The organism is Streptomyces lydicus, assembly GCF_004125265.1.
Taxonomy (GTDB): domain Bacteria; phylum Actinomycetota; class Actinomycetes; order Streptomycetales; family Streptomycetaceae; genus Streptomyces; species Streptomyces lydicus_C.
Genome location: NZ_RDTE01000003.1, coordinates 5901333 through 5918471, shown reverse-complemented (window position 1 = coordinate 5918471; position 17139 = coordinate 5901333). Strand labels below are relative to the sequence as shown.

General features: G+C 71.6%; 12 protein-coding genes. 5 read left to right on the top strand and 7 right to left on the bottom strand.

All coding sequences use genetic code 11. The features are described from left to right. Positions 1-264: 264 nt before the first annotated feature. Positions 265-1308: a Gfo/Idh/MocA family protein gene (locus tag D9V36_RS28540; protein ID WP_129296272.1), complete on the top strand. Its 1044-nt coding sequence runs from the start codon at positions 265-267 to the stop codon at positions 1306-1308. Here the strand turns inward: D9V36_RS28540 and D9V36_RS28535 are convergent. Next, entirely contained in the window at positions 1296-2021 is a 726-nt protein-coding gene (locus D9V36_RS28535; RefSeq protein WP_129296271.1) for a DedA family protein, read from the bottom strand. The genes D9V36_RS28540 and D9V36_RS28535 overlap by 13 nt on opposite strands. Before the next feature lie 255 nt (positions 2022-2276). Here D9V36_RS28535 and D9V36_RS28530 point away from each other — a divergent pair, with 255 nt between their 5' ends. Next, complete coding sequence (locus D9V36_RS28530; RefSeq protein ID WP_129296270.1) at positions 2277-2564, top strand: heavy-metal-associated domain-containing protein; 288 nt, start codon at positions 2277-2279, stop codon at positions 2562-2564. A 482-nt stretch (positions 2565-3046) separates the two neighbouring features. On the opposite strand, the gene D9V36_RS28525 is transcribed toward D9V36_RS28530, so the two are convergent. The 5 genes from D9V36_RS28525 to D9V36_RS28505 form a co-directional block, all read right to left on the bottom strand. Beyond that, positions 3047-4336: a citrate synthase gene (locus D9V36_RS28525; RefSeq protein WP_129296269.1), complete on the bottom strand. Its 1290-nt coding sequence runs from the start codon at positions 4334-4336 to the stop codon at positions 3047-3049. Positions 4337-4514: 178 nt separating this feature from the next. Further along, on the bottom strand, positions 4515-6728 hold the full coding sequence (recD2, locus tag D9V36_RS28520) for an SF1B family DNA helicase RecD2 (RefSeq protein ID WP_129296268.1): 2214 nt from the start codon (positions 6726-6728) through the stop codon (positions 4515-4517). Positions 6729-7112: 384 nt separating this feature from the next. Next, positions 7113-7973, bottom strand: a complete 861-nt coding sequence (locus D9V36_RS28515; RefSeq protein ID WP_129296267.1) for a sugar phosphate isomerase/epimerase family protein — start codon at positions 7971-7973, stop codon at positions 7113-7115. Beyond that, complete coding sequence (locus D9V36_RS28510; protein ID WP_129296266.1) at positions 7970-9196, bottom strand: dihydrodipicolinate synthase family protein; 1227 nt, start codon at positions 9194-9196, stop codon at positions 7970-7972. The genes D9V36_RS28515 and D9V36_RS28510 overlap by 4 nt, the downstream gene beginning before the upstream one ends. After that, positions 9193-10344: a Gfo/Idh/MocA family protein gene (locus D9V36_RS28505; protein ID WP_129296265.1), complete on the bottom strand. Its 1152-nt coding sequence runs from the start codon at positions 10342-10344 to the stop codon at positions 9193-9195. Before D9V36_RS28505 ends, D9V36_RS28510 begins: the two co-directional genes overlap by 4 nt. A gap of 267 nt (positions 10345-10611) precedes the next feature. Here D9V36_RS28505 and D9V36_RS28500 point away from each other — a divergent pair, with 267 nt between their 5' ends. From D9V36_RS28500 to D9V36_RS28490, 3 genes are all read left to right on the top strand, one after another. Beyond that, positions 10612-11715, top strand: a complete 1104-nt coding sequence (locus D9V36_RS28500) for a bifunctional helix-turn-helix transcriptional regulator/GNAT family N-acetyltransferase (protein ID WP_129296264.1) — start codon at positions 10612-10614, stop codon at positions 11713-11715. A gap of 430 nt (positions 11716-12145) precedes the next feature. Beyond that, entirely contained in the window at positions 12146-13009 is an 864-nt protein-coding gene (locus D9V36_RS28495) for a sugar phosphate isomerase/epimerase family protein (RefSeq protein WP_129298750.1), read from the top strand. Between the two features lie 532 nt (positions 13010-13541). After that, complete coding sequence (locus D9V36_RS28490; RefSeq protein ID WP_129296263.1) at positions 13542-15386, top strand: glycoside hydrolase family 3 protein; 1845 nt, start codon at positions 13542-13544, stop codon at positions 15384-15386. A gap of 236 nt (positions 15387-15622) precedes the next feature. Here D9V36_RS28490 and D9V36_RS28485 read toward each other — a convergent pair whose 3' ends face one another. Continuing rightward, a complete protein-coding gene (locus D9V36_RS28485; RefSeq protein WP_129296262.1) occupies positions 15623-17041 on the bottom strand; it encodes a S28 family serine protease in 1419 nt (472 codons plus the stop codon). Between the last annotated feature and the right edge of the window lie 98 nt (positions 17042-17139).

Below are 17139 nucleotides of genomic sequence, written 5' to 3'. Positions count from 1 at the left end.
GGCAGGTGTGGTCGTAGCCGACGAGGGAGAGACCGGCGGGGGCTGCGGAATGGTTGACATCCGGACATCAGGACATGCAGGGTGCCCGTGACCGGCAGTGGCGGAACCGTTCCAAAGAACCTGGAAGGCGCGACGGGAGTGCCCCCTCCCCCAAGCCGCCCACCCCCACCTGCCCCGTGCCCCCCATCCCTCCCCTCCTCCCCTTCTCTCCCCTCGACCTCCCCTTCCCTCGTCCGCACCCCCTCCCCGGAAAGGAACCGAGGCATGAAGATCGGTCTGATCGGCACCGGGCGCATCGGCGCGTTCCATGCCCGCACCCTGCTGAGCGTCCCGGGCGTCACCGGCATCGCCGTCGCGGATGCGGACACCGCACGTGCCGCGTCGCTGGCCGAGACCCTGGGCGTACGGTCCGCCGCGAGCATCGAGGAGATGTACGCGGACGGCCTCGACGGCGTGGTGATCACCGCCGCGACCAGCGCACACGCCACGCTGATCCACCAGGCCCTGGACGCCGGGGTGCCGGTGTTCTGCGAGAAGCCGGTCGCGCCGGACGTGCCGGGCACCCTCGGTGTGGTGGAGCGGGCGCAGGCCGGCTCCGTGCCGGTACAGATCGGTTTCCAGCGCCGCTTCGATGCGGGTTACCGCGCCGCCCGCGAGGCACTGCGCTCCGGTGAGCTGGGCTGGCTGCACACCCTGCGGGCCTGCACCAGTGACCGGACGCCGCCGCCCGCCGGCTATATCCCCACCTCCGGCGGGCTGTTCCGGGACTGCAGCATTCATGACTTCGACATCCTGCGCTGGCTCACCGGCCGTGAGGTGGTCTCGGTCTACGCCCAGGGCGCCAACCGCGGCGCGCCCTTCTTCGCCGACGGCGATGACGTGGACACCTGCGCGGCGCTGCTGCGCTTCGACGACGACACCCTGGCCACCGTCACGGCGACCCGCTACAACGGCGCGGGCCACGACGTCCGGCTGGAGGTCTGCGGCTCCGAGAGCGCCCGCTTCGTCGGCCTCGACGACCGTGCGCCGCTGCCGTCCGCCGAGCCGAAGCTGTCGTGGCAGCGGGCGGCCGACCCGTACGCCACGTTCATGGAGCGCTTCCACGACGCCTACGTCACCGAGCTGGGCGTCTTCGCCGAGGTCGTGGCGGGGCGCGCGCCGAGCCCGTGCTCGCCCGCGGAGGCCTTGGAGGCGCTGTATGTCGCCGAGGCGTGCGAGCGCTCGCGGCGCACGGGTGAGCCGGTCGCCGTGGCGGATGTCCGGGCCGCCGCGGGTGGCGCGGCGCACCCAAAAAGTCACTCTGCGTAATAACCCCATGTCTGCACTGTAGGGCCGCCCACTGACAATCGCGCCGACGCGGTGGCCGAGGCCCGGCCTCCCCGCCCCTCACCCCGTCCCTCGCTCCGGCCGCCGTCGCCCCCTTCGGCGGTCTCGCCGCCCTCGCCCTCGCCGCTCTCCTCCGGCGGGTCGCGCAGGGCGCGGCGGCGGGCGGCCCACTGGATCGCGGCGCCGGCGGCGGCGACCGCGCAGGAGACCCCGAAGCCGACGCCGACGGCGTAGAGCGGGCGGCCGGTGGTGGCGGTGCCCACATAGCCGAGGCCAACCGAGTACGTCGCCCAGGTCGCCTCGGCGATGGCGGCGCCGAGCGCGTATTTGCGCAGCGGGTAGCGCAGCACCCCGGAGGCCAGGGCGCCGACGATCCGGCCGCTGGGCAGGAACCGTACGGCGATCACGAAGGGCAGGCCGTAGCGCTGGATGCGGCCGGAGGTCCATTCGAGCAGTGCCCGGCGGCGGGGGTTGCGGCGCATCCAGGTCCGTACGGGCTCGCCGAAGCGCCGTGCGACGGCGTACATGAGGAGGTCTCCGAGCAGTGCGCTGCCCCCGACGGTCAGCAGGACGAGGGGGAGGAAGACTTCGCCCCGGGAGGCGAGTACTCCGGTCGTGACAAGGAGCGCCGAGTTGGGGATCAGTGGTGGCAGCGTGGTGAGCACCAGCAGGCCGTAGAGGGCGAGTACGTCCATACGGCCGCCTCCTCGGATCCACCCCGAGCCCGTATATCCCAAGGCTGACGCGTGGCGGGGCGTGCGGCAACGCGGTGGGGCGCGGGGGCGGCGTGGCGGGCGCACCCGGAAGCTGGATCGATACCCCCTAGGGGTATAAAGTGCCGAGGGTCGGGAGGTGCCGGCAGTCACCGGAGTCAGCCGCTCACGGCGCGCCGCACCTCCCCGGCGCACGGCACCACACGGAACACATCGGCACCACAAGGAGATTCCCCCATGGCCGAGAACGGCTCCTGCTGCACCCCTGAAGACTCCTGCCACTCCGGCGGCACCGACGTCCGGGTCGGCGAGGTGACCACCACCTACCGGGTCACCGGTATGACCTGCGGCCACTGCGAGGGGGCGGTGTCGTCCGAGATCGGCGAGCTCGCCGGGGTGAGTTCGGTACAGGCGGTCGCGGCCACCGGCCTGGTGACCGTCATCTCCAAGGCACCGCTGGACGAGGACGCGGTGCGGGCGGCCGTCGACGAGGCCGGTTACGAGCTCGTCGAGCGGGCGGCCTGACGCGCCACCCCGGCCTCCGCGGTTGCCGACGCCACCGCACCCGGGAAACTTCACACAGCCCTTACAACCGGCACAACACCCATACCCAAGGGCCTGGATCTCCCAATGGAGGCCCTTGACCGCATTCGCCCCCATATGGCAAGAGACCCAGATCACACTCATCCGAACGTAACCATTGAGGGGGGTCGCGAGTCTAACCGGGCAAGTGCAGGCACCCCGGCGGGGCTTGCACTGCAACAGCCGGGCTGATCTTGGGGGATCGTGCCCGGCTACGCGTGGCCGGGGCGACGTGCCCGGGGAGCTTTGAGCGGCCCTCCCGAATGTGCGCGTCCCGGCAGATCGCGGTGCAACCCTGAACGCCCGGACGGATCCCGTGGGGGGAATCCAACCGGGACAAGGGAAGCGCCCCGCGCTCTGGACCCGTGGGGGGATCCGGAGGCGGGGCGCTTCTTTTTTGCGCGCGGAGAGCCTGCCCCGAGGGGTCAGCGCTCCTGGACCGGCACGAAGTCACGCTCGACGACACCGGTGTAGATCTGCCGCGGGCGGCCGATGCGGGAGCCGGGCTCCTTGATCATCTCGTGCCACTGGGCGATCCAGCCGGGCAGCCGGCCGAGCGCGAAGAGCACGGTGAACATCTCGGTCGGGAAGCCCATGGCCCGGTAGATCAGGCCGGTGTAGAAGTCGACGTTCGGGTAGAGCTTGCGCTCGACGAAGTAGTCGTCGGACAGCGCGTGCTCCTCCAGCTTGAGGGCGATGTCCAGCAGTTCGTCGGACTTGCCGAGCGCGGAGAGGACATCGTGCGCCGCCGCCTTGATGATCTTCGCGCGGGGGTCGAAGTTCTTGTAGACGCGGTGCCCGAAGCCCATGAGCTTCACGCCGTCTTCCTTGTTCTTCACCTTGCGGATGAAGGAGTCGACGTCGCCGCCGCTGGCCTGGATGCCCTCCAGCATCTCCAGCACGGACTGGTTGGCGCCGCCGTGCAGGGGGCCCCACAGGGCGTTGATGCCGGCCGAGATCGAGGCGAAGAGGTTCGCCTGCGAGGAGCCGACCAGGCGGACCGTGGAGGTGGAGCAGTTCTGCTCGTGGTCGGCGTGCAGGATCAGCAGCTTGTCGAGGGCGCTGACCACCACCGGGTCGAGGTCGTAGTCCGCGGCGGGCACCGAGAAGGTCATGCGCAGGAAGTTCTCGACGTACCCGAGGTCGTTGCTCGGGTAGACGACCGGGTGGCCGACCGACTTCTTGTACGCGTAGGCCGCGATCGTCGGGAGCTTGGCCAGCAGCCGGATCGTGGAGATGTGGCGCTGCTGCTCGTCGAACGGGTTGTGGCTGTCCTGGTAGAAGGTCGACAGCGCGCTGACCACCGAGGACAGCATCGCCATCGGGTGGGCGTCCCGGGGGAAGCCGTCATAGAAGCGCTTGACGTCCTCGTGAAGCAGGGTGTGGTAGGTGATGTCCTGCTTGAAGTTCGCCAGCTCATCGACGGTGGGCAGCTCACCGTGGATGAGGAGGTACGCGGTCTCGACGAACGTGCTGCGCTCTGCGAGCTGCTCGATCGGGTAGCCGCGGTAACGAAGAATCCCGTTCTCACCGTCGAGATAGGTGATCGCGGATTTATACGCCGCGGTGTTGCCGTAACCGGAATCCAGGGTCACCAGACCGGTCTGGGCGCGAAGCTTCGAGATATCGAAGCCCTTGTCGCCAACGGTGCTGTCGACGACCGGGTAGCTGTATTCGCCGTCCCCGTAACGCAGTACTACAGAGTTGTCGCTCACGTCATCCCTCACCGACGTTGTGCCTCTTCTTCGAGGTGCCCTGACTGCCTATACCTTCCCCCATTTGGGCCTTGGTTGTGCACTCGGGGTCGGCCATAGGGCCTGTCTGCGGCACTCAGTGCCGTCTGAGTGCCCATCCTGCCCCCCTTCGCCCCGATTGGGAAAGAGGGGGGACCTCTCATATCGCACCGGCGAGCCGGTGATCGAGCGCCGTACACCGCCGACCGGCGGATACCGTGCGGACGGCCTGCCCCAAGGCCTTGCGGGAGCCGACGAGCACCACCAAGCGCTTTGCCCGGGTCACGGCGGTATACAGCAAATTGCGCTGCAGCATCATCCAGGCACTGGTGGTGACCGGAATCACCACCGCTGGATACTCACTACCCTGCGAGCGGTGGATCGTCACGGCATAGGCGTGGGCGAGTTCGTCGAGTTCGTCGAAGTCGTAGGGAATCTCCTCGTCCTCGTCGGTGCGCACGGTCAGCCGCTGCTCGTCACCGTCCAGGGCGGTGACCACGCCGACCGTGCCGTTGAAGACGCCGTTGAGGCCTTTTTCGTAGTTGTTCCTGACCTGGGTGACCTTGTCGCCGACACGGAAGACGCGGCCGCCGAAGCGGCGCTCGGGCAGGTCGGGGCGGGCGGGGGTGACGGCCTGCTGGAGCAGGCCGTTCAGGGCGCCCGCACCGGCCGGGCCGCGGTGCATCGGGGTGAGCACCTGGACGTCCCGGCGCGGGTCGAGGCCGAACTTCGCCGGGATCCGGCGGGCCGCGACATCCACCGCCAGCCGTCCGGCCTCCTCGGCGTCCTCCTCGGCGAACAGGAAGAAGTCCGTCAGGCCGGTGGTCAGGGGCGGGACGCCGGAGTTGATGCGGTGGGCGTTGGTGACCACCCCGGACTGCTGGGCCTGCCGGAAGATCCGGGTCAGCCGCACAGCCGGCACCGGACCGGCCTCGTCGAGGAGATCGCGCAGCACCTCGCCCGCCCCCACCGACGGCAGCTGGTCGACATCCCCCACCAGCAGCAGATGGGCGCCCGGCGGCACCGCCTTGACCAGCTTGTTCGCGAGCAGCAGATCCAGCATCGAGGCCTCGTCGACCACCACCAGATCGGCGTCCAGCGGCCGGTCCGCGTCATAGGCGGCGTCCCCGCCGGGCTTGAGCTCCAGGAGCCGGTGGACCGTGGAGGCCTCGGCGCCGGTCAGCTCCGAGAGCCGCTTGGCCGCCCGGCCCGTGGGCGCCGCCAGCACCACCGTGGCCTTCTTGGCGCGGGCCAGCTCGACGACGGAACGGACGGTGAAGGATTTGCCGCAGCCGGGGCCGCCGGTGAGCACCGCGACCTTCTCGGTCAGCGCGAGGCGCACCGCCTGCTGCTGCTCGGGGGCCAGCTCGGCGCCCGTCCGCCGCGCCAGCCAGGCCAGTGCCTTGTCCCAGTCGACGTCCCGGAACGCCGGCATCCGGTCCTCGTCCGTGCGCAGCAGCCGGGTCAGCCGGCCGGCCAGGGAGATCTCGGCGCGGTGGAAGGGCACCAGATAGACGGCGGTGACCGGCGGCGCGCCGTCCCCGTCGCCCGGCACCTGCTCGCGGACCACGCCCTCCGGGTCCGCGGCCAGCTCGCCCAGGCACTCGATGACCAGGCCCGTGTCCACCTGGAGCAACTTCACCGCGTCGGCGATCAGTTGTTCCTCGGGCAGGAAGCAATGGCCCTGGTCCGTGGACTGCGACAGCGCGTACTGCAGGCCTGCCTTGACGCGGTCCGGGCTGTCGTGCGGAATGCCCACGGACTGGGCGATGCGGTCGGCGGTCAGGAAGCCGATGCCCCAGACGTCGGCGGCCAGGCGGTAGGGCTGGTTGCGGACGACGGAGATGGAGGCGTCGCCGTATTTCTTGTAGATCCGCACGGCGATGGAGGTGGACACGCCGACGCCCTGGAGGAAGACCATGACCTCCTTGATGGCCTTCTGCTCCTCCCAGGCGGCGCCGATCATCTTCGTGCGCTTGGGGCCCAGGCCCGGCACCTCCACCAGACGTGCGGGGGTGGTCTCGATGACGTCGAGGGTGTCCGTGCCGAAGTGCTCGACGATGCGGTCGGCGATCCGCGGGCCGATGCCCTTGATCAGGCCGGAGCCCAGATAGCGGCGGATGCCCTGGATGGTGGCGGGCAGGACGGTGGTGTAGTTCTCGACGGTGAACTGTTTGCCGTATTGGGGGTGGGAGCCCCAGCGGCCCTCCATGCGCAGCGATTCGCCCGGCTGCGCCCCGAGCAGCGCGCCGACGACGGTCAGCAGATCGCCCGCGCCACGGCCGGTGTCGACCCGCGCGACGGTATAGCCGTTCTCCTCGTTGGCGTAGGTGATCCGCTCCAGGACCCCTTCGATCACGGCTGCGTTGACCATGGACCGACCGTACCGCCGGGGTCTGACATCGCGCCGGGAGGCGGGGGATCCGGAAAGCGGCCGGGTCCCCTCCGGGCCGCTCTCCGGGTCGCGGTGCACCATCGAGGGGCCCGTCCGATGGTCGGGCCCCTCGATTCCCCCTCCACGCCGGTCCCCGGATCCCCCCCGGGCCCCTCCCCTTTCGGGACCAGCGTCAGCTATGACCTTTGTGGGCGGCCAACGGTTGCGCGCATCCGCTGAGTTATTTCTCCGGCACTTGCTGTGTGCCTCTCCCGGTCATCCGGCGTGCACGCGTCACGCGGTCTGCGCGCGTCATCCGGTCTGCGCGCGTCAGCCGACGTGGGTGCGCCGTCCGACGTGCATGCGCCGTCCGGCCTGCGCTCGTCAGCCGACGTGGGTGCGGAAGCGGTCCACGATCTCGGCCAGCACGTCCGTGCCGTCGCGCGCCCACAGCGCCGGGTTGAAGATCTCCACCTCGATCGGCCCCCGGTAGCCGGCCGCGTCGACCCGCTCCCGGAACCACCGCAGATCCACCGCTCCGTCCCCGAGTTGCCCGCGCCCCAGCAGGGCACCCTCGGGCAGCGGGGTGACCCAGTCGGCGAGCTGGAAGGCGGCGATCCGGGAGGCGGCCTCCTCGCCGGTGCCGCCCGCGCGGGCGATCTGTGTGCCGACGGTGTCGTCCCACCACAGGTGGTAGGTGTCCACGACCACGCCCACCTGCCCGGCGGGGAACCGCTCGGCGAGCTCCAGCGCCTGGGCGAGGGTGGAGACCACACAGCGGTCCGCCGCGTACATCGGGTGCAGGGGTTCGAGAGCCAGCCGTACGCCCCGCTGTGCGGCGTACGGGCCCAGCTCGCCCAGTGCGTCGGCGACCCGCTCCCGGGCGCCGGGCAGGTCCCGGCTGCCGGGTGGCAGCCCGCCGGAGACGAGCACCAGGGTGTCCGTCCCGAGGGCGGCCGCCTCGTCGACGGCCGCCCGGTTGTCGTCCAGGGCGGCCGCGCGCCCGCCCGGGTCCGGCGCGGTGAGGAAACCGCCCCGGCACAGGCTGGTGACCCGCAGCCCGGCGTCCCGTACGAGCCGGGCGGCCGCGGCCGCCCCGTACTCCCGCACCGGGGCGCGCCACAGCCCCACGCCCCGTACGCCGGCCCGCGCACAGCCGTCGGCCAGTTCGGGCAGGGACCACTGCCGGACGGTCTCCTGGTTGAGGCTGAGGCGGTCGAGGAGGCAGCGGGGGCCGTCGCTCATGCGTCCTCCGTCTCCGCCCCGTTTGCCGCGAGCTCCTCCCCGTATTCCGCGAGGAGTTGCCGCATGCGGTGGGCGGCGAGCTCCGGGTCGGGGAACAGGCCGAGTCCGTCGGCCAGTTGGTGGGCGCGCCGCAGGTAGGGCAGGGAGCGGGCGGACTGCAGTCCGCCGAGCATGGTGAAGTGGGACTGGTGGCCCGCCAGCCAGGCCAGCAGGACGATGCCGGTCTTGTAGTGGCGGGTGGGTGCCCGGAAGAGATGCCGGGCGAGCGCGACGGTGGGGTCCAGGGCGGCCCGGAACCCCGCGGTGTCCTCGTTGTCCAGGAGGCGCAGGGCTGCGGCGGCGGGGGCGGCGAGCGGGTCGAAGACGCCCAGCAGCGCATGGCTGAAGCCGTGGTCGTCGCCCGCGATCAGCTCCGGGTAGTGGAAGTCGTCGCCGGTGTAGCAGCGCACCGTCGGCGGCAGACGGCGGCGCAGCGCCACCTCCCGGGCGGCGTCCAGCAGGGAGACCTTGACGCCGTCCACCTTGGCGGGGTGGTCGGTGATGATCGCCAGGAACGTCTCGGTGGCCGCGTCGAGTTCCGGGCTGCCCCAATAGCCTGCCAGTGCCGGATCGAACATCGGGCCGAGCCAGTGCAGGATCACCGGCCGGGTGGCCTGGCGCAGGAGGTGGCCGTAGAGCTCGCGGTAGTCGTCCGGGCCGGTGGCGGCCCCGGCCAGCTGACGTGAAGCCATCAGGACCGGGCGGCCGCCGGCACCCTCGACGATCCCGAGCTGTTCCTCGTAGGCGCGCCGGATGTCGGCCAAGGAGGCCGGGTGCGGCGGCAGTTGGTCGGTGCCGACACCGCAGGCCAGGAGGCCGCCGACGGCCGCGGCCTCGGCGGCGGTGCGCCGGATCAGCTCGGCGGCGGCGCTCCAGTCCAGGCCCGCACCGCGCTGTGCGGTGTCCATCGCCTCGGCCACGCCCAGACCGTGCGCCCACAGGTGGTGCCGGAAGGCGAGGGTGGCGTCCCAGTCGACGGCGGCCGGGCCGTCCGGGGTGGTGTCGGCGCGGGGATCGGCGACCACATGGGCGGCGGCGAAGACCGTACGGGAGCGGAGCGGGGGCCGCGCGGTGGACGGGAGGGTGGAGTCCGGCCCGTGTAGGTGGGGGGAGTCCGGCCCGTGGGGGCGGGTGGCGGGGTCCGGGTTGTGCCCGAGCGGGGGCGGCCCCGCGGGCGCGTTCAACGGCCCGGCTCCGGGACGTCCAGGCGGCGGCCCTCCGCCGAGGAACGCACCGCCAGTTCGGCGAGCCGGACGCCGCGGGCGCCCGCCGCCAGGTCCCAGCACCAGGGCTCGTCGCGGACGACATGCCGCAGGAACAGCTCCCACTGCGCCTTGAACGCATTGTCGAAGACGGCGTTGTCGGGGACCTCGTGCCACTGCGCGCGGAATGGTTCGGTTGCCGGAAGGTCGGGGTTCCAGACCGGTCTGGGGGTGTGGGCGCGGTGCTGGACGCGGCAGTGGCGGAGTCCCGCGACGGCCGACCCTTCGGTGCCGTCGACCTGGAACTCGACCAGTTCGTCGCGGTGCACCCGGACCGCCCAGGAGGAGTTGATCTGGGCGACGATGCCGCCGGACAGCCCGAAGATGCCGTAGGCGGCGTCGTCGGCGGTGGCCTCGTACGGGGTGCCCGACTCGTCCCGGCGGCGCGGCAGGTGGGTGGCCAGCTGCGCCTGGACGGTTTCGACCGGCCCGAACAGCTCGTGCAGGACGTACTCCCAGTGCGGGAACATATCGGCCGCGATACCACCGCCGTCCTCGGCGCGGTAGTTCCAGGAGGGGCGCTGCGCCTGCTGCCAGTCTCCCTCGAAGACCCAGTAGCCGAACTCGCCCCGTACGGAGAGGATGCGGCCGAAGAAGCCGCCCTCGACGAGGCGGCGGAGCTTGCGCAGGCCGGGCAGGAAGAGCTTGTCCTGGACGACGCCGTTCTTGACGCCCGCCTCCTGCGCCAGCCGGGCGAGTTCCAGCGCGCCCGCGTGGCTGCTCGCGGTCGGCTTTTCGACGTAGAGGTGTTTTCCGGCGGCGATCGCCTTCTTCACCGCCTCCTCGCGGGCGGCGGTGATCTGGGCGTCGAAGTAAATGCCGATGGAGTCGTCGCCCAGTACGGCGTCGAGGTCGCAGCTCCAGTGCTCCAGGCCGTGCCGCTCGGCCAGGGCCCGCAGCTTGGGCGCACTGCGGCCGACGAGCACCGGTTCGGGCCAGATCACCGTGCCGTCGGCCAGTTCGAGGCCGCCCTGTTCCCGTAGGGCGAGGAGGGAGCGCACCAGGTGCTGGCGCTGACCCATGCGTCCGGTCACGCCGTTCATGGCGATGCGTACGGTCGTGCGTGTCACGGCCCGGCCCCTCTCGCGCACAGCAGGTGGCAGTCCCGCTCCAGTAAGCGCCTTCTGGGCGGCGGGCGCCAGACCGCATGGCGGGAGACGAACAAAGCGGGACACGAACAAGGGGCGGGGCCGACGCTGAAGGCGCGGATGCGCGGATGCGCGGATGCGCGGATGCGCGGGCGAACGAATGACACGAAAGAGGGATGTGCGGGGAGGCCTCGGCGGCTTACTCTTGACTCAGTCAAGATTGACTCAGTCAAAGGTGAGGGGTCGGCCATGACCGCCAGGACGCCATCCGACACACCAACCGACACGTCATCCGACGCGCCGCCCGACGCGCTGTGCGGGGCACGGTCCGATGCCCCGGCCGAGGTCCGTGAACTGCGCAGATTCAACCGCTTCTATACAAATCTGATCGGCGCGCTCGACTACGGGCGGCATCTGTACACCCCGTTCACCCTCACCGAGGCGCGGGTGCTCTACGAGGTCGCCAACCATCCGCGGGTGGACGCCGCGGATCTGCGCGCCTCGCTGTCGCTGGACGCCGGCTATCTCAGCCGCCTGCTCGGCAAGTTCGAGGACCGCGAGCTGATCACCCGCGGCAGGTCCGAGCAGGATTCCCGGCGGCAGCGCATCACGCTGACCGAGGACGGCCGGGAGGCGGCCGGACTGCTGGAGGAGCGTTCCCAGGACGCCGCGGGGACGCTGCTGCGGCGGCTCCCGGCCGCGGACCGCACCCGCGTGGTGGAGGCGATGCGCACGGTCCGCGCCCTTCTCGAAGAGGGCTCGGAACAGCCCGGAGAAGGGGTGGAAGAACCCGGCGAGGGGGTGGAACTGCCCGGCGAGGGGGCAACACGACCCGGCGAGGGGGCGCGGCAGCCGCGCGGGGGCCGTGTGCCCGGGGTTGTGCTGCGCGCCTCCCGCGCCGGTGACCTCGGCTGGATGGTGGAGCGCAACGCCGCCCTCTACGCCGCCGAGTACGGCTTCGATCTGAGCTATGAGGCGCTGGTGGCCCGGATCGTCGCGGAGTACGCCGAGGACTTCGACCCGCGGTGGGACCGCACCTGGATAGCGGAGCTGGGCGGGCAGCGCGTGGGTGCGGTGATGTGCGTACGGGACGGCAGACCGGGGGTCGCCCGGCTGCGGTTGCTGCTCGTGGAGCCAGACGCCCGGGGCCACGGGGCAGGGCGGCAACTCGTCGACTCCTGCATCGAGTTCGCGCGGGAGGCCGGGTACGGCGAGATGGTGCTGTGGACCAACTCCGTCCTCGGCGCGGCCCGCGCCCTCTACCAGCGGGCCGGATTCGAGCTGGTCGCCGAGTCGCCGCACCACAGCTTCGGGCAGGACCTGACCGGCCAGGACTGGCGGCTGATGCTGTGAATCCACGAGGGCGCCCGAAGTGCATGGGGCGCGCCGCGAGTCCACGGGGGCGCCGTGAGTCCACAGGTGACGCTGTGATTCCACGAGTGATGCTGTGAGTCCACGAGTGGCGCCGCGAGCCTGCGGGTGACGCCGTGAGCCTGCGGGTGACGGAGCGGGCAGGCGGGCGATGGAGGCGGGGAGGGTGGGAAGGACGGGAAGGACAGCGATGACGGCGTAAGCGACGCGAAGGAGCGCAGACATGGCCCCCACGGATCGCACGGACGGCAAGCGCACGGATGGCGGCAGGCCCACGGACGGCGACGGGCGCGCCGACGACACGTACACGGACATCGGCGGGCACACGGATGGCGGGCGCGCGGACGGCCGCGGGCGTACGGACGACAGGCCCACGGACAGCGGCGAGCGTACGGGCGGCAGGATCCCCGTGATGCGCTATGCGTTTTCGACCCTTGGCGTGCCGGGGATGCCGGTGGCCGAGGTGCTGCGGCTGGCCGCCGATGCCGGGTATCAGGGGGTCGAACTGCGAGCCCATCCGGAGGAGCCGGTGCATCCGCTGATCGGGGCGCAGGAACGGGACGCGGTGCGGGGCCAGTTCGCGGACGCCGGTGTGGAGGTCCTGGCCGTTGCCGGATACGCCCGGGTCGCCGCCGCCCGCGATGCGGCGGGCGAGGAGGAGCTGGCTCACGAGCTGAGCGAGTTGGTGCACCTCGCCGCCGATCTGGGGGCGCCGTACGTCCGGGTCTTCCCCGGCGGTGGCGACCGCCCGGCGGCCGAGGCGGACGCGGACGCCGCCCGTCGGCTCGCCGCGGTGGCGCCGCTCGCGGCCGAGCGGGGCGTCCGGGTCCTGCTGGAGACCCATGACTCGCACCGGACCGGCGCGGCCGCCGCCCGGGTGCTGGGCCTGGTGGGGCATCGCCGGATCGGGGCACTCTGGGATGTGCAGCACAGCTGGCTCGGCGGCGAGGAGCCCGTCGACACCCATGCCGCGCTCGCTCCGCATCTGGGCTATGTGCAGGTCAAGGACGTCGCGTCGGCCGAGGAGCGCACCCCCCTCCCGCTCGGCGCCGGCACCCTCCCGCTGGCGGCCGCCCTGAGCACCCTCGCCCGGGAACCCGAAGGCGCCCACGGCCCCGTACCCGCCCCCGAGGGCACCTACGACCAGGGCTCGGGAGGCTGGCTCTGCTGGGAGTACGAGAAGCGCTGGTATCCGGAGGCGGCCGACCTCCCCGCCCTGCTGGCGCCGGGCCGTGCATACCTCCAGCGACTCCTCGGCGAAGGCACCCACTCCTGAGCCCGGACTGTCAGCCTGCCCGCCCCGGCACTGCCCCCGTCGCCTGTCCTGACAGCTCCTCCGCCGACCCGCCCGTCCGCCGGTCCCGTCAACCTCTCTGCCCGCCCTGACCGCCGGCCGCCTGACCGCCGGCCGCCTGACCGACGACGCTGTCCGGCGTTGCCCGGCCCTGCCCGACGACGCCGCCCGCCTGCGCTTGCCGCCTGACCTGACAGCTCGTCCGCCGGTCCCCCGGCCGCCTGACCGCCTGCCCCATCACCCGTCACCCCGTCCGCCGATCCTGCCCTCCGGTCCGCCCGCCCGCCTGACCACCTGCCCTGTCAACCCGTCCGCCGGCCCTGCCCGCCGGCAACCTGCCCGCCGCTTGCCCTCTCCCTCCCCCACCGACGCCCCATCACATACTCGCGCCCGCCCCGCAATACCTGGGCGCCATCACGAATCGAGTCATTGACCGACAATAGTTTTCCGGCTATCCGTGGCCTTTTGGAAGTTTCCTTCAATGTTCCGAGGAAGCCCTCCGGAAGGAGCGCACATGCACTCCAGACGTACCGTCCTGACCACCGCGGCCGCCGCGGCAGCCGCTGCCGCGGGCGGCGCGAAGCCCTCCATCGGACACCAGCCCCTCTCCCCCGCAGCCGCGCCCGTATCCGCCCCCGTCCCCTCCGCCGCCACCCGGGCCCGGCTGCGCCGCCTCATCTCCCGTATGACACCGCAGGAGAAGGCCGGCCAGCTCTTCGTCATGCGGGTCTACGGGCACTCCGCCACCGACCCCGACCCGGCCGACGCCGCCGCGAACCAGCAGGAGATCGGGGTCGCCAACGCCGCCGAGCTGATCGCCAAATACCACGTCGGCGGCATCATCTACTTCGGCTGGGCGCACAACACCCGTGAGCCGCACCAGATCGCCGACCTGTCCAACGGCATCCAGAAGGCCGCCGCCGCCCAGCGCGTCCCCGTCCCGCTGCTGATCTCCACGGACCAGGAACACGGCATAGTGGCCCGTGTCGGCGCGCCCGCGACGCTCTTCCCCGGGGCGATGGCGCTCGGCGCGGGCGGCTCCCGCGACGATGCGCACACGGCGGCCAGGATCGCCGGCGAGGAGCTGTACGCCATGGGCATCCGGCAGGACTACGCACCGGACGCCGATGTCAACATCAACCCCGCCAACCCGGTCATCGGCGTACGGTCCTTCGGCGCGGACCCGCAGGCCGTGGCCCGTATGGCCGCCGCCGAGGTGAAGGGCTACCAGGGCGCCGGGATCGCCTCCTGCGCCAAGCACTTCCCCGGGCACGGCGACACCGACACCGACAGCCATATCGGGCTGCCCTACATCCACCACACCGCCGAGGAGTGGGAGCGGCTGGACGCGCCGCCGTTCAAGGCCGCGATCGCCGCCGGGATCGATTCGATCATGACGGCGCACATCGTCGTGCCCGCCTTCGACCCGAGCGAGGACCCGGCCACCCTCTCCCGCCCGATCCTCACCGGCATCCTGCGCGAACGCCTCGGCTACGACGGTGTCGTGGTGACGGACTCGCTCGGCATGGAGGGCGTACGGAAGAAGTACGGCGACGCCCGGGTGCCGGTGCTCGCCCTCAAGGCCGGTGTCGACCAGCTGCTGAACCCTCCGGACCTCGCCGTGGCGCATGCCGCCGTCCTCATGGCGCTCCAGGAGGGCGAGCTGACCGAGCGGGAGCTCGACGCCAAGCTGATGCGCATCCTGCTGCTCAAGGAGCGGCGCGGACTGTTCAAGGACCCGTACACCACCCACCGCGAGGTGGACCGGGTGGTGGGCATCCGCAGTCATCTGGCCGCCGCGGACCGGATCGCGGACCGCACCACCACGCTGCTGCGCAACGATGCCGGCATCCTGCCGCTCTCCCGGCGGCGGGAGCGGCGGGTGCTGGTGGCGGGTGTGGACGCGGCCGCGCCGTCCGGCACCGGCGGGCCGCCCACCACGGTCCTGGCGAGGGCCCTCACCGAGCTGGGCTTCACCGCCACCGCGCTCTCCACGGGCACGGCGCCGACCCAGCGGCAGATCGACGAGGCGGTGGCGGCGCTCGGGGAGCGGGACGCGGTGGTGGTGGCGACGTACAACGTGAGCGCGGACTCCCGCCAGCGGAAGCTGGTCGCCGCGCTGCTGGCCACGGGCAAGCCGGTGGTGCAGCTGGCCGTCCGCAACCCTTATGACATCGCCTGGTTGGACGGTGTCCGGGCGGCCCTGGCCAGCTACTCCTGGACGGATGTGGAGCTCCGGGCGGCGGCCCGGGTGATCGCCGGCCGGCGGGACCCGTCCGGGCGGCTGCCCGTCGCGATCATGCGCGCCGACGCCCCGGCCCAGGAGCTCTACCGGATCGGCCACGGCCTGTCGTACTGACCGGGAGACGGACTCGGCGCGCTCCCCTGTCCCCGGGGAACGCGCCGTTCCGGTCATCGCACCGCGGCCACCGGACGCCGTGGCGCGGCGGCATGCGACCTCAGTGCCTCAGCGCCTCAGCGCCTCAGCACCCCAGTGCCTGACAGCCCCAAGGCCCCAGCGCCCCACGGCCTCAAGACCTCACGGCCCCGCAGCCTCACGGCCCCGCGGCCTCAAGGCCCCGCGGCCTCAAGGCCTCAAGGCCTCATCATCGGCATCCGCCGGACCTCCTGCTTGTCCAGCTGCTTGTTGTACGGCGCCAGCGGTGCGGCCTGGCCGGCCGGGGCCCGGACACCGGCCCAGTCGAGCAGCTCGGCGGTGGCCTTGGTGCGGTCGGCCTCCGCCAGCTTCGCGATGTTCGAGCCGTGGTTGCCGCCGGGCACGGTGAAGACGTACGAGTCGCGGGCGCCCTTGCCCAGCTCGAAGTGCTCCGAACTCCACGGGTCGAACTGCCCGTTGACGAACATCATCCGGTTCGCGTGGTGGCGCACCCAGTGGTCGACGTCGGGCATCGCGCGCTTGTCGAAGCGCATCGGGATGTCCTTGGGCACGAACGACCGCGAGTTGTTGATACCGGGGTACTTCAGCAGGCCGGCCAGGTTCGGGTAGGCGTAGCCGGGCTCGCCCAGCTGGGTGCCCGCCTGGTAGTAGTACGGCGTGTACGGCTCCATGCCCTGGTCGGTGTAGCTGTCGAAGCCGCCGACCTTGTCCATCCACGCCCACAGCCCGTCGGTGGAGACGGACGGCTTGGGGACCTCGGCGCAGGCGGTCTCGGCCGGCTGGTACTGCCAGAACCCGAACACCAGGTCCGTGACCATGACTTCATAGGCCCGGTCGGCGCCGCCGACGGTCTTGAAGGTCTGCTTCTCCTTGTCGGCCCAGTCCTGGAACCGGGCGACCATCTCCTTGCGGCGCACCAGCGCCTCGCGCTCGATGGCGGCGAGGTCACTGCGGCACTGCGCGGTGCCGACGGTCTTGAAGAACCGGTCGTAGGCCGAGTCCTCGTCGTTGCGTACGTCGTTGGGCGCGACGTAGGCGACGGTGCCGTTCATGTCGTGCGGGAAGAAGCGGCGGTAGTACGTCGCCGTCATGCCGCCCTTGCTGCCGCCGGTGTCGATCCAGTTCTTGCCGTAGATCCGGTGCAGCGCCTGGAAGATGCGGTGCTGGTCGTCGGCGGCCTGCCGGATGTCCAGCTTCTTCCAGTCGGTGGGCGCGGGCCGCGACGGGGTGAAGTACCGGTATTCCAGGGAGACCTGATTACCATCGATGATCTTGGTGGGCTCGCTGCGGGACGGCGTGGTGCTGACGTTGTAGCCGGAGGTGAAGAACACCGTCGGCCGGTCCACCGACTTGTGCAGCAGCGTCAGCCGCTGCTGGAAGGTCCCCTCGGAGGGGTGCCGGTGGTCAACCGGCTGGGTGTAGTTCAGTACGAAGTAGCGGTAGCCGTCTACCGGCTTCTCCTCGATGAGGCTCATTCCCGGGATCGCGAGGATCCGGTCCTTGATGTCCCCGGTCTTCGGCTCGGCGGCGGTGGCCGCTCCTGCCGACGCACTGCCGGCTCCCGCCGTGCCTATGAGCACCGCGAGTGACAGCAGCCATCTGGTGGCCTTGCGCATGCACCCTCCCCTTGGGATAGCAAAGGTCGGGCTGAACCTATCGGCGCGACGGGGGTGCCACCAGCCCCTGGCGCCGTTCGGTGGATCAGCCGAACGGC

Coding starts and splice junctions, on each gene's coding strand:
- D9V36_RS28540 (WP_129296272.1), top strand. CDS start 265: ATGAAGATCGGTCTGATCGGCACCGGGCGCATCGGCGCGTTCCATGCC.
- D9V36_RS28535 (WP_129296271.1), bottom strand. CDS start 2,021: ATGGACGTACTCGCCCTCTACGGCCTGCTGGTGCTCACCACGCTGCCA.
- D9V36_RS28530 (WP_129296270.1), top strand. CDS start 2,277: ATGGCCGAGAACGGCTCCTGCTGCACCCCTGAAGACTCCTGCCACTCC.
- recD2 (WP_129296268.1), bottom strand. CDS start 6,728: ATGGTCAACGCAGCCGTGATCGAAGGGGTCCTGGAGCGGATCACCTAC.
- D9V36_RS28515 (WP_129296267.1), bottom strand. CDS start 7,973: ATGAGCGACGGCCCCCGCTGCCTCCTCGACCGCCTCAGCCTCAACCAG.
- D9V36_RS28500 (WP_129296264.1), top strand. CDS start 10,612: ATGACCGCCAGGACGCCATCCGACACACCAACCGACACGTCATCCGAC.
- D9V36_RS28495 (WP_129298750.1), top strand. CDS start 12,146: ATGCGCTATGCGTTTTCGACCCTTGGCGTGCCGGGGATGCCGGTGGCC.
- D9V36_RS28490 (WP_129296263.1), top strand. CDS start 13,542: ATGCACTCCAGACGTACCGTCCTGACCACCGCGGCCGCCGCGGCAGCC.
- D9V36_RS28485 (WP_129296262.1), bottom strand. CDS start 17,041: ATGCGCAAGGCCACCAGATGGCTGCTGTCACTCGCGGTGCTCATAGGC.